The organism is Vibrio sp. QJM3NY_21, from assembly GCF_057785975.1.
In genome coordinates, this window is sequence record NZ_CM173514.1 from 324,887 (window position 1) to 337,316 (window position 12,430).

Here is a 12,430-nt window from a genome sequence, read left to right on the forward strand (position 1 = left end):
CTTAATTAGATGAATGAAATTTAGACACTCCTTATGCTTGGTGTCTGCCTATTTTTACAAATGGAGCTTGCGAATGATTAATAAACGTTTTTTTAAGACGAAAGATGAAGTTGAAGTGACCTTCGAGCTAGAAGCTCAAGAAGCGAACTCTGTATCCATCGTTGCTGACTTTCTTGATTGGAAAGCCACCCCAATGAAAAAACTGGCCAAAGGGAAGGTTTACAAGTTTAAAACTCGCCTACCTAAAGATGGCGAGTTTCAATTCCGCTACCTGGTTGATGACCAACAATGGGTGAACGATGCGAATGCTGATCGTTATATCCCGAATGAGTTTGGTGAAGACAATTGCTTGGTATCGACGGTTAGCGCTTAATCGAGATGAAGTAGCGTGAATCAATAGAAAGCAGAAACTAACCGTTTCTGCTTTTTTATTTTTTATTTTGGCGGTTAATATTATTTATCGTGAAGCGGGTTTCCACTTACGGTAACTCAATGACTTAGTCTAAATTGGGCAGATTCACATCATATTATGACAATGCAATGATGATTTATGCGTTTGAAAAGCATATCCTATGCCTTTATATCGTAGAAAGACCTGTTTACCGTGTATTCAAAAATATTTTCCTCTCCGTTTGCTGAGCTTTCACCTGTAAAAAAAGTAGCTATTTTAGGACTGCCACTTATTGCAGCGTTTGGTATTGCTTTGCAATCTTCAGAATCGGATCTGACGAAAACGATCGATCTTGATTTACCTGACTCAACCGTTATTGAGTCAATCCTATCACCTTCTTCTGTCGCTATTATCGAACCGCCGACGTTTGAGTATCAAATTCAAACGGGCGATAACTTGAGTAGCATCTTCACTCAACTTGGATTTTCTTATAAATCGATGATGAGCGTGATGGAAACCGATTTAAACTTCCTTGCCCTAGACACACTTCGTCCTGGTAACACATTACGTTTTTGGCGTGATGAGGCGACGGGCAATCTTTCCAAAATGGAAATTCAATTTAGTGTTGCGGATAAAGCGGTTTACCGACGACTTGAAGATGGCAGCTATGAATTTGAAGATATTTCTATTCCTGGTGAATGGAAGCAAAAGCCTTTAGTGGGTGATATTCACGGCAGTTTCTCTATGTCGGCGAACAAGGTTGGCCTGAATAGTCTTGAGATTGACCATATTGTGACGCTTCTTAAAGATAAGCTGAACTTTAGCCGCGACCTGCGTGCTGGCGATCAGTTTGAAGTGCTTCAGAAAGCGCAATTTGTTGATGGTGTCGCAACCGGAAAGCGTGAAATCGAAGCGATTAAGATTATGAATCGTAATCGTGTTGTTTCTGCGTACTTACACACTGATGGGCAATATTACGATGCCAATGGCGATAGCTTACAACGTGCTTTCCAACGCTACCCTGTGAGCAGTGGATGGCGTCAGAGTTCTCAGTTTAATCCTAAGCGCTTACACCCTGTGACAGGCCGAGTCTCACCTCACAACGGTACAGATTTCGCGACGCCAATTGGTACGCCAGTTCAAGCGACGGGTGATGGTAAAGTGATCATGACCCGTAAACACCCATACGCCGGTAATTACGTGGTTATTCAGCACGGTAGCACTTACAAAACGCGTTATCTCCATTTGAGTAAGATCTTAGTTCGTAAAGGACAAACGGTATCTCGTGGTCAGCGTATTGGCTTGTCAGGTAAAACTGGCCGAGTGACGGGGGCACACTTGCATTATGAGTTAATCGAACGTGGTCGTCCTGTGAATGCGATGACAGCGAATATTCCGATGGCTGATTCAGTGCCTAAAAAGGAAAAAGAGACGTTCGTAGCGTCAAGAGATGAAGCTGATAAGCTGTTAAAGGTAGCTTTAGAAGCACAATCTAACAACAGTTAATAGATTTCTCTAAATTAGGCCGATTAATCAAGCCGCGAGAGCTTTTCTAAATACTTCAGTATTTAGTCATGCTTCGCGGCTTTTTAGATTTTGGTCTGGCTACTGCTTTATATTTTAATTTTTATGGGCTTTGAATGAGCGCTTCTGAATGAGTCACTAAACTCACGATAGCTTCAGGTCGCATAGGAGGCGAGTATAGGTATCCTTGGATCTTGTCGCACCCCATATCGTGAAGTTTCTCTAGCTGTTCACGCTTTTCCACACCCTCTGCGACAAGTGATACGTTGAGTCGATGAGCAAGCTGGATGATCAACCAAACAACGCTCTCTGATGTCGAATTGGTGAGTAAATTTTGAATGAAAATTGCATCAATTTTAATGCAGTCAATCGGGTAGCTGTGAATGTAATTCAAGCTAGAGTAACCGGTGCCGAAATCGTCTAGCGCAATCGTAAAACCTTGTTCTCGCAAAAAGTTGAGTGCGTCTTTGGTGTCTTGAGTTGGAGATAGCAATACTGTTTCGGTCAGCTCAATAACAAACTCATCAGCCTTAAAGTGATGCTGTTCAATGGTCCGAGTGAGGTAGGAAATGTAACGCCTAGAGTCGGTAAGCTCATGGGCGGAACAGTTTATTCCGAGCTTAACCTTGTATCCTAAACCTTGTTCTAATGTCGTTTTAGCTCGGCATACCAGTTCGATAATGCGTTCACCCAGCTCGACAATTAGCCCGGATTCTTCTGCTACCTGTATAAACTCAACTGGGGATATGTCGCCGTGCTTTTCTGTTTTCCAACGAGTGAGTACTTCGAAATACTTCCAACGTTTGTCTTGTTGACCAACAATCGGCTGAGCCACAACATACATTCCGCTGTTCAGCGAGATAGAGTTTTCAAGTTCATTTCTCAAGGCCGCAATTAACTCGGTCTTTCTCTGATATCGAGATCTTAAGTGGGTGTCATAGCACTTGATATGGGTACCCGAGTTTTGCTTACATTCTTTTAACGCTAAGCTGGTGTTGAAGATGATTTGCTCTACGTCTTTGCTATCTCCGGCTGATCCTGCGATGCCTATGCTGATATCAAAATCGATCCTAAGATCAATACTGTTATACCCCTGTTTTACTTTGGCGATGATTTGTTCACAAATTGCGGTTGGGTCGGCGTAATAGGTGATGAAGGCGAATTCATTTCCTGCCGTTCTAAAGGTGAGGTTATTTTCTGGGAGTGTTCGTCTCAAAATCTCAGCCAGATGTTGCAGTACTTTGTCTCCGATATAGTTGCCGTGAAGATCGTTAATCGCTTTAAAACTATTAATGTCCAGTATTGCTAACGTAAACGGTGTTGAGTTTTGCTGAGTGATTGATTCTAGCGTATCGGATAAGCAACTGCGGTTAAGTAAACCTGTTAAGCTATCGTGTGAGACCTCATAACTGAGTTGATTGACCAATTGCTCAGAGCGATCGTTGAACCACATCTCACGCAGGGTGTGGATGATGATATCCGAAAAAAGTTGATGATGTTTAATCGCTTCTTGTTGCTGAGCATTACTCATTGGGGAAGTAAACGTAGAAAAAAGTACCCCCATGACTTCACCGCTTTGAGTCCGTGTAGGAATCGCAATGGAATTCTGTGAGGTAATCTCTTGCCGAAAGGCAGATGTAGGTAGTGATTTGACAACGTATTGAGCAAATGAGCAATCAGGGTGGTTTTGATTAACGGCTTGCTGATAGATTTGCCCATGACGAGGGTTGATTCTGTCATGCAAGACGTGATCAGAGTGAGCAATAACTAAAGGAACAATTTGGTCTGGAAAGTACTTTTTCTCAATGATAGTGGTGTACTTAGTATCGAACATTTGGTGTAGAGTAAGCACTGCTGATTCTAAAAGGTCGATACCTTCCAACTTGAGCAAGCGCCCTATACGCTCAGTGTCTATCATATTGTTGTACGTTTGTTGAGTCATAGCTACCATCCCTAGTTAACCAGATCCAGCGTGTAAGCCTGTGTGTTTAGTTTGTACGCATCTATTTCTATATGCGCTTAGTTTATTATTGGCCGCGTCGTATCATTTTTCAAATTAAGTTGAGACTTATTTCACAAAATTTGGTTATTTCTCTCTTTATCTAGCCTATCTTTCAAATGGTCCAAAAATAACTTGGTTCGCGTATGTGAGTAATCAAGTTTAGGGTAGTACGCGTAAACCATCACTTCGTCGGCGGTAATATTTGGCAATACTGGAACTAATGTCCCTTGTTTAAGATCCTCTTTGATCATTGCTTTGATGGTTAACAGCACACCCATTCCTCGTTTCGCCGCGTGAAACAAAGCCTCAGGGTTGGTGGTCGCAAAGTTGCCGTTCAAAGTGATGCGCTGCCCTTTGGTGAGTGTGACTTCACGGGTAGGGCGCTCTCCCCATATTAAGGAGTTGTGTTGTTCTAAGTCTTGCTCGTTGGTGGGATAACCATGTTTGGCAAGATAACTCGGCGCAGCATAGAAACTGGCCTTGTGTTCAAACAGCGGTGTTTTCTTGAAGCTTAATGAGTTGAGCTGTTCCAGTTCACGACTGATCACCAGATCCAAGCCAAGTTCAGGTAATTGACCAGGAGTCGTGGTGATCAGCTGTACCTTAATGTCTGGGTATTTTTCTAAGAAATCGTCCATGTATTGCACCAGAAACTTAGAGCCAACAGCAATCGTCGCGCCTATCTTTAAGAGGCCTGCCGGGGTTTGGTTAACCGAGCGAGTCTCATCAATAATTGATTGCCAATTGTCGAGTTGATCCTTGGCCCGCAAGTAAAAGAGTGCTCCCGCTTCGGTTTGGTTAATCGAGCGAGTGGTGCGTTTTAAAAGTTGAGTACCGATACGCTCTTCGAGCCAGTTTACTCTTTTGCTGATCGCTGAGCTGGTGGTATTAAGTTTACGAGCGGCGCCATTGAAACTGCCTTCTTCTACCACTCTAACGTAGCTTTTTACGTTGAGAATCCAATCCATATTATTTCCTGCTAGGACTTAATTAAATTCCAATTTGGTTAATTATCAATTACTGGTTTTGAATATAAACTTATATCATGAACAAATATCAAACGAATAGGGAATTTTTTGAGCCAATCGACCTTTAAAAAAACGCCGTTACTTTTAGCAATGATGATTATTGCTACAGGGCAGGTGGGTGTGAGCATCTACTTGCCATCATTGCCGTTAATTGCTTCTGATTTAAGTGTGACTCAGGTAGATGTACAGCTGCTCGTCACGCTGTTTCTTGTGGGTTTTGGCCTGTCACAGCTATTTTACGGGCCGATGTCCGATGCAGTGGGAAGAAGACCTATCTTCTTGTTAGGTCAGGGTGTTTATTTGATTGGTACTGTCGTTTGTGTTGTTTTTTCTGACAACATGACGGCGCTAGAGGTTGGTCGCTTGTTGCAAGGTTTAGGGGCGGGTAGTGCCTCGGTTCTCGGACGAAGTGTGCTTCGCGACAGCTATGATGGCCCTCAACTGACCAAAGCGTTGTCTTATATTTCGATCACCGCTTCGATCATGCCGATCATTGCGCCCGTATTTGGTGGTTGGATTTCATTTCACCTAGGTTGGCAGGCGGTGTTCCTGTTTGTTCTACTTTATCTACTGGCAATATTTACGCTGGGTTACTTTGTGTTGCCTGAGACTTTGCCATATGGAAAGAGTCGCTTTGATGCCTGCCAAGTAGTGAAGAACTACGGACGCTTGTTGACTAACCGCCAAGTGTTGACCAGTGCCAGTTATAACTGGATGAGCTACATGGCAAGTTTGGTATCTTTATCGCTGTTTCCATTCTTAATGCAAGAGCAATTGGGGCTGACCGCCGCTGAATATGGATCATTGATGATTGTCCCTTCGGCAGGCTTACTGATAGGTAGCGTGGCTTTGAACTTGCTCAATCGTAGGTTTAGCACTCCGCAATTGATGAGCCTTGCGATTTTGATTATTTTGGCTTCGGGAACTTGGCTTCTTACTCATGAGTTATCCATCTTTAACTTAGTTTGGGCGTTTACTTGGTTGGCGATAGCACAAGGCATCTCGTTCCCACTATCAATCAGCATGTTATTAGAACCCCATAAGAAACAAGCGGGCGCAGTGTCTGCATTGTCTGGCTCAATTCAGATGTGTTTAGCGGGTTTATTGGGTGGGTATCTAGTAGAAAGTTGGGTCACGACTCATCTACAGTTAGGCGTGTTTTATCTGATTATTGGTGCTTGCATGGGCACAGTACTTTGGTCTTCAACCAAAATGAATAAGAAAGTCGCAGCTACCGAAGTAGAATACAGTTAAACAGCTGAAGTAGAGTACAGTTAAGCAACTAGCTCGCTATAGTTCAGAGTACAGTCGTTAATACGTTGTATTTGTATGGATGGTTTTCTACAATACCTGCGTCCATTTAATAGGTAATAAACATGCAGCAAAATGAATTTGAAGTACTGGTAAAAGCTATCTGCGCACTAGATAGCCTGCCTCAAGCGCTTGAGCTATTGAAATCCAATGAGGATACAGAAGTCGCTGAGGCTGCTGGATCACTAACAGGTCAATTTGCGTTAGCTGAAGTAGAAGGCGAAAAGCGTATTTACCACGTGACGCTTCAAGAAAATGAACAAGGCGAAGAGCAAGAGTACATCGAACATGTCATGAATGAAGGCGATGACTTAATCAAATTTGCAGCTTGGTTCTTTGAAACTATGTTCGAATTAAAACAAAAAGACACATACCAAATTGCGGGTAAAACTTACAGACAGCCAAAGCGTAGCTAGTGTTTTAGTCACTAACTATTAGGCATTAGCGAATAGTGCCCTTTTTAAGGTCAGCGTTTCTAAGCTAAGTATTTAAAAAGCAGCTCTCTTGAGCTGCTTTTTTTATGGGTCTCTAAACCAATGTCTTGGATTGCAAGTGGGTATGGTGAATCAAGGTTAGATGGGCTTAACATTAACTCATGATATAACGATACAATGCTGACTGATGCAGAGACAAGGATACGGATTTTGCAATAGGATGGTTTGCTTGCATTAAAGTGTGATTTAGATCTTGTTTTTGAGCGCTTTAAGTGTAGAATCCGCGCATAAGAAAATCGATTATGTGCGGAGATAAGCATGAATTACGAACTAGGCCACGCATACCTTGGTCAAATGGTAGCAAAAAACATGATGCACGAAGCATTGTATGGCAAGCCAAAGCCAAAAAAAGCATCATTCTTTAAGCGAATGATGAAGAAAATGGCGAAATAAGCATTTTCAGAAACGGAATTTAAAAAGGCCTTAAACTCGATGAAGTTTAAGGCCTTTTTCGTTTTAGCGATTAATGAAGGTCATCGCTCGTTTTGTTGTGGATGGACACAAAAAACACTGATTAATTCACGATCGGATTTGTAACTCTGTGTGAGTTTAGCCTGCCGATTGGTTGGACAGGTCGACAACGTTATTTGGAATGGTATCTAAACCATTTTCTTTCATCCACGCTTCTAAGTTGTCTGCTCCACCGATGTATTTACCATCGAGCCAGATCTGAGGAACGGTTACTGGTGTTTTCTCACCAATGTGCGCTTTAACCTCTGGAATCATGCGATACAAAGCTGCGCTGTCTTTTACAACATCGTGGTATTGGTATTCAACACCCGCTTCATCAAGCATTTTCTTTGCCTTAACACAGAATGGGCAGGTCGCTTTACCATAAACGATGTTGCCTTTTAGGCTGTCGCGTTTGGTCCACTCTTTGATCACGGATTGAACTAACACACCGCGGTTAAGCGCTTCGCCTTGGCTTACAACCTTGCCTTCAACAACAAGGATTGGAGCATGCCAAGAGCCCAGTTTTAGAGGCTCCCACCAGTGAGACAACCAATCTTTCACTTCCAGTTCGACATCGACATCTGATAATTCATTCTCAAAAGTATCCTTAAGAATGTCTTTGGTAAGGGTACATTCCCCACATGGGATATTAACTTTAAATGGACCCCAGCTGCCTGCCCAACGGTATAGTGTAATCTTGACTGGTTTCTTCATGGTTACGGCCTCGTTTGAATTCTCTTATCCATATAGAACGGACAGTTGAACTATTTATTTCACTAACCCTAAACTTTCTTCAGTTTTGACGGCTTTTTCGTTTCCCAGTGCGTTATAAATGCGACTGACGCAATAATAATAGCAGCCCCGAGCCATAAACGACCCGGTGGAACCCAGCTAAATACAATCCAACCTGCTAGGACATTTAGCGGTAATTTTGCGTGGTCAAATGGTTGTACGAATGAAGCATCAGCGACTGAGTAGGCTTTTACAATTGCCCATTGAGCGAGTGCCGTCATAACACCGATGACAATTAAGATAGCCCAAATCGTACCGCCGCTTGGAGTCTGCCAATCTGGCGCAGCAAGTAGGATGTTAAATGGCGTAATCAATAGTAAAAGGTAGACCACCATGGTAGAAGGGCTGTCTTGTGAAGAGAGCTTTTTCACCATTAGTGAGTAGCATGCCCAAAAGAAAGCGGCGCCAATCGGTAGTAGCGTTGCCCAATTAAAGTCCTCAGCCCACGGCTCTAGAATCACCATCGCACCCACGAAACCTGCTAAGGTCGCACCCCAGCGAGCAGCTCCAACTTTCTCTTTGAGAAAAAGCCCTGAACCTATGGTTGCAAACAATGGCGACGTCATGAGAAGGGCAATGCCTTGCCAAATAGGAACAGGGTAAGCCAGCGCCCATATCCAAAGTTGAATACCAATTACCGATAAAAACACACGGAATACATGCAATTTGAGGTTGTCGGTTTTTAGCGCGCGGCGAATGCCCAGCGTTTTCAGATAAGGAAGAATAGCGAACAACGCGATGGCGTATTGAATGACGGCAACGGTAGTAGAAGTAAGTCCGAAATGAATGCTAGCGATTTGAGTTAGGCTGTTAATGACGGCAAAGGCTAGGCCTGCGGTTAGCATCCAGCTAGCGCCTTGGATCGGATGGTGTTGTGACATGATGCTTCTAATTATTTGATGTGGTTCACCTATGATACGGATTTAGCACCACTTAACCAGAAAAAGCATTGATGAAGTTAGTCAGAATATTTGAATATGAAAAAGGTTGAGCTATTGCCCAACCTTTTAGTCTGTATCTAAAGCCGATTTAGATTAGAAGTCGTAGCGTACACCTAGGCGAAGAGTGTCTTCGCCAGCAGCTACGATACCTGCGGTTTTCTCTTCATCTAAGCCATTGATGTAGTATGCAAGGTATGTACGGAAATTGCTGTTCAGCTTGTAGTAACCCGCTAGTTCAATACCGTCAACAGCATCTGCTTTTGAACCGTTTGCCGCTTCGTCTTCTTGGTACGTGTACACTACAGCAGCAGAAAACTGCTTAGTGAATTTATACTGTGCTGCGAATTCCATTGCAGTGAATGACTCAACATCTGCGCCAACTGCTTTATCGTCTGAATCACCTGTAGAGTAGGTTGCTGCAAGGTATAGGTTATCTAGAGAGTATGCTAGACCCGCTAGGATTTGGTTTGCACTACCTGCACTAGCACCTAGGTCCTCACCAGAGTACGCTAAACCAAGGTCTAGGCCGAATGGTAGTGAATACACACCAGAAATTCCGTAACCATCAGAGTCTTTTTCGCTGTTTGTTTTGTAAGTTGCTTCTAACTGAAGAGCATCAAAACCGCCACGGTATGCAATAACGCCATCTTCTTTATCAGATGCTGCATCGAATACTTGTTGAACACCAGAGAACTCAGTGATATCCGTAAAGTCAGAAACGATTACTGAAGCCATGTCTTGGCGACCGAAAGAAACCGCTTGGCCATCAAAATCAACACCAGCGTACATGTAACGGTTTTTGAATTCGTTACTTCCAGTACCTTGTTCCGCTTCATAGAAGCCGAAAGCAGAAACAGAGTCAGTTAGTTGAGTTTCACCGCCAACGTTAAGACGGAAGCGAGTTTCATCGCTCATCGAACCTTCAATTTCAGCGCCTTTTGACGTACCAATGAAATCGCCACGGAATTCCGCACGACCGCCAATTTTAAGTTCTGTACCATCAGAGCTGTAAACTGTTGCTGCTAGAGATGAACCTGAAACTAGTGCCGCTACCACTGCAGAAGCTAGAACTGCCTTTTTCATAATCACTTACCTTGTATTTTAAAATCCGTGAGCAATGTGCTCTCCGTTTCGATATGAAGCTAATTTAGAGCAGCTAAATTAAGCTTTCATTTCTATAAAATTACATTTTCGTGAATAGGGAACTTTTTAAGTGTTGATTTTATTGCACTTTTATTTCAATAGACTGAGTGGTTTGTGAATGGTTATATAACTTATCTGTTCTTGAGTGCTGACTTTCACAAGCTTTTATTTAGGGGAAGTGATGATGATATTAGTGAGTATTATGGGGAAGTCAGAGCTTGTTCATCTTATTAACTGTTTGTACTGATTAAGATATCCTCTATGATGCAAAAACTTAGAAGAGAATAGATTTTGCTCAACAAGATGGAGACGTTGGATGAAAACAGAGTACTTAGGCGATGTTTTACAAGGTAGGCAGGTTATTGGCTCCTTGAATGTTGAAGACCTACCCGTTGGAGAGCACCAGTTTTGGTTTCAAGTAACCAGTGATGGGCTAGGGCAACCCAAGAACATGCCGGTTTCTGTTTTCAAAGGCAGTCAAGCAGGTCCTAAGTTGATGATCACCGCTGGTATTCACGGTGATGAGCTCAACGGTGTGTTGGCTGCTCAGCAAATTATCAGAGACTTAGTCGGTAAAACTCTCAAAGGCACGGTAACGATAGTGCCTACTGTGAATTTGTCGGGTTTGCTTAACCATAGCCGCGATTTTATCTCTTCGGATCCGGGCTCTTGCCCTGCCAACCTTAATCGACTCTTTCCAGGGGATGCGAATGGCTTAGCGGCAGAGCGCTTTGTTGCGTCTTTGTGGGATCGCTTACTCAAACACAATGCGACATTCGCCGTTGACCTGCATACCCAAACTCGTGGCGCTGTCTACCCACTTTATGTTTTTGCTGACTACCGAATTGAACAATGCCTTGAAATGGCAAGGTTGATGACGCCAGATTGTGTTCTCAATGATCCCGGTGACCCAGGTATTCTTGAAACGGTTTGGAATCGAAGTGGAATTCCGAGCATTACGGTGGAAGTGGGGATGGGTAAGTTTACTCAGCCTGACATGATTCAACGAGCCGTGGACGGTGTTTTTAATATGCTGTCTTACTATGAAATGCTTAATGGTGAAGACCCGTTAGAGGCAAAGCAGCTGCCAAGTATGGACTGGATAGAAGGCAACAACGTCGTGTCTATCCGCGCTGATATTGGTGGCTTTGTGCTGCCTCAGGTCGAGCTTTTGCAAAGTGTCGAACAAGGTGATCTGCTCGCCATCCAATATGATGCGTTCGGTAATGAATGTCGCCGCTACCACGCACCATCTTCTGGGCGTGTACTCAGCTATAACGTGGATGCATTAAGGGAACCGGGCGCGCTTGTTTGTCGCTTGCTGAGTTAAGCAAAAAAAAAGACCAAGCAAAGCTCGGTCAAAGGACAGTTGTCTTGAGTTAACACGTCTTTGACTCATCGACAGAACAGCTTTTAGAGTAGCGAGGGTAAATTAAGAATCCATTGCAAGATAGTGACACTTCGATTGCTTTTCTGTTTCAAAAATAATATTGAAAACATTATCTTAAGCTCATTAAAAAGCCGACTGCGGTTTGCGCGAGTCGGCTTTTATTCACTTCTCTTTCGAGTCTTTATCTCTATCTACACTCGATTAAAAAGCGTCATCCACGATATCTTTAAGTCGGTCGTAAGGCACATATCCTGGTAAAACATTTCCGTTCATCATCATGGTTGGAGTGCCCGTTAAGCCGAGTGCACTGAACGTTTGGTGGTTAGTGGTTAGAACCTGGTTTTGTTCTTTAGTTGTTTTTAGTTCCGCCTCTGTTCCCGTCTTCTTGGCAACGGCTTCTAGTGAGCTTTTCGAGTGAATACCGCTTTTGGCCATCAGCAATCTATTAACTTCAGGGAATGCTTCTGGGTTATCTTTCCATACTTTCATCGCGTATAGCGCCGCGTTGGTGTCTAGCCCTGCAACTTGTTGTTGTTTAAACGATAAGTACACGTTGATCACTTTGATGTCGCTATTTTCAGAGGCTAATTGAACCAAGCCTTTTTCCAAGCGCTTACAGTAAGGACAGTTATAGTCGGTAAAGTTAATGATGACTGATTTGCCATCCGGGTTGCCCGTGATTGGGTGAGCGTCATTGTTGTATAACCAATCATGGCTTCCTGCTTGAGCTTTCTTCGACTGTTCTTGCCCTGCTACGTACTGCTCTAAGCTGGTATGTAAGCCAGAGATCGTAGAAGGGTTCTCTTTCAGAAATTGGTTAATCTCTTCAAGTTGCTGGGTTTGCTCTGTACTTAACTCAGCGAAGGCAGCGGTGCTCATTAGTGAGCCTAAAATCAGTGTACTAATCAGATGTTTTTTCATGCTATATATTCTCTAATTCTTGATAATCGTGAGCGCTCAT

General features: G+C 43.3%; 12 protein-coding genes. 6 read left to right on the top strand and 6 right to left on the bottom strand.

Translation table 11 applies throughout. The features are described from left to right. Nucleotides 1-73 precede the first annotated feature (73 nt). Together AC3CID_RS17330 and shyA are read left to right on the top strand one after the other, a co-directional pair. The gene (locus AC3CID_RS17330) at nt 74-373 is read left to right on the top strand and encodes an isoamylase early set domain-containing protein (protein ID WP_004737771.1); all 300 of its coding nucleotides are present in this window, start codon (nt 74-76) and stop codon (nt 371-373) included. 231 nt (nt 374-604) lie between these two features. Next, nucleotides 605-1,897: a peptidoglycan DD-endopeptidase ShyA gene (gene shyA / locus AC3CID_RS17335; RefSeq protein ID WP_054545752.1), complete on the top strand. Its 1,293-nt coding sequence runs from the start codon at nt 605-607 to the stop codon at nt 1,895-1,897. A gap of 121 nt (nt 1,898-2,018) precedes the next feature. Here the strand turns inward: shyA and AC3CID_RS17340 are convergent, their stop codons facing one another. Both AC3CID_RS17340 and AC3CID_RS17345 read right to left on the bottom strand, forming a co-directional pair. Further along, a complete protein-coding gene (locus tag AC3CID_RS17340) occupies nt 2,019-3,857 on the bottom strand; it encodes a putative bifunctional diguanylate cyclase/phosphodiesterase (protein ID WP_237288702.1) in 1,839 nt (612 codons plus the stop codon). A gap of 131 nt (nt 3,858-3,988) precedes the next feature. Next, nucleotides 3,989-4,885, bottom strand: coding sequence for a LysR family transcriptional regulator (locus tag AC3CID_RS17345; protein ID WP_004731832.1), 897 nt, complete (start codon nt 4,883-4,885; stop codon nt 3,989-3,991). A gap of 108 nt (nt 4,886-4,993) precedes the next feature. Here AC3CID_RS17345 and AC3CID_RS17350 point away from each other — a divergent pair, with 108 nt between their 5' ends. The 3 genes from AC3CID_RS17350 to AC3CID_RS17360 all read left to right on the top strand — a co-directional run bounded on the left by AC3CID_RS17350 (nt 4,994) and on the right by AC3CID_RS17360 (nt 7,143). Further along, nucleotides 4,994-6,199 (top strand): multidrug effflux MFS transporter, encoded by a 1,206-nt coding sequence (locus tag AC3CID_RS17350; protein ID WP_171328344.1) that lies wholly within the window; start codon nt 4,994-4,996, stop codon nt 6,197-6,199. A gap of 122 nt (nt 6,200-6,321) precedes the next feature. Continuing rightward, entirely contained in the window at nt 6,322-6,672 is a 351-nt protein-coding gene (locus AC3CID_RS17355; protein ID WP_065207013.1) for a hypothetical protein, read from the top strand. A gap of 336 nt (nt 6,673-7,008) precedes the next feature. Then, a complete protein-coding gene (locus AC3CID_RS17360; RefSeq protein WP_004731825.1) occupies nt 7,009-7,143 on the top strand; it encodes a hypothetical protein in 135 nt (44 codons plus the stop codon). A gap of 156 nt (nt 7,144-7,299) precedes the next feature. On the opposite strand, the gene AC3CID_RS17365 is transcribed toward AC3CID_RS17360, so the two are convergent. From AC3CID_RS17365 to AC3CID_RS17375, 3 genes are all read right to left on the bottom strand, one after another. Then, on the bottom strand, nt 7,300-7,917 hold the full coding sequence (locus tag AC3CID_RS17365) for a glutaredoxin domain-containing protein (protein ID WP_004731823.1): 618 nt from the start codon (nt 7,915-7,917) through the stop codon (nt 7,300-7,302). A 68-nt stretch (nt 7,918-7,985) separates the two neighbouring features. Next, nucleotides 7,986-8,876, bottom strand: a complete 891-nt coding sequence (locus AC3CID_RS17370) for a DMT family transporter (RefSeq protein WP_017089881.1) — start codon at nt 8,874-8,876, stop codon at nt 7,986-7,988. Nucleotides 8,877-9,029: 153 nt separating this feature from the next. Beyond that, nucleotides 9,030-10,019, bottom strand: coding sequence for a porin (locus AC3CID_RS17375; protein WP_488527778.1), 990 nt, complete (start codon nt 10,017-10,019; stop codon nt 9,030-9,032). 376 nt (nt 10,020-10,395) lie between these two features. Here AC3CID_RS17375 and AC3CID_RS17380 point away from each other — a divergent pair, with 376 nt between their 5' ends. Beyond that, nucleotides 10,396-11,409 carry a succinylglutamate desuccinylase/aspartoacylase family protein gene (locus AC3CID_RS17380; RefSeq protein WP_146456450.1) on the top strand — a complete coding sequence of 338 codons (1,014 nt, stop codon included), beginning with the start codon at nt 10,396-10,398 and terminating at the stop codon, nt 11,407-11,409. 261 nt (nt 11,410-11,670) lie between these two features. Here AC3CID_RS17380 and AC3CID_RS17385 read toward each other — a convergent pair whose 3' ends face one another. Further along, the gene (locus tag AC3CID_RS17385) at nt 11,671-12,390 is read right to left on the bottom strand and encodes a DsbA family protein (RefSeq protein ID WP_054545746.1); all 720 of its coding nucleotides are present in this window, start codon (nt 12,388-12,390) and stop codon (nt 11,671-11,673) included. Nucleotides 12,391-12,430 lie beyond the last annotated feature (40 nt).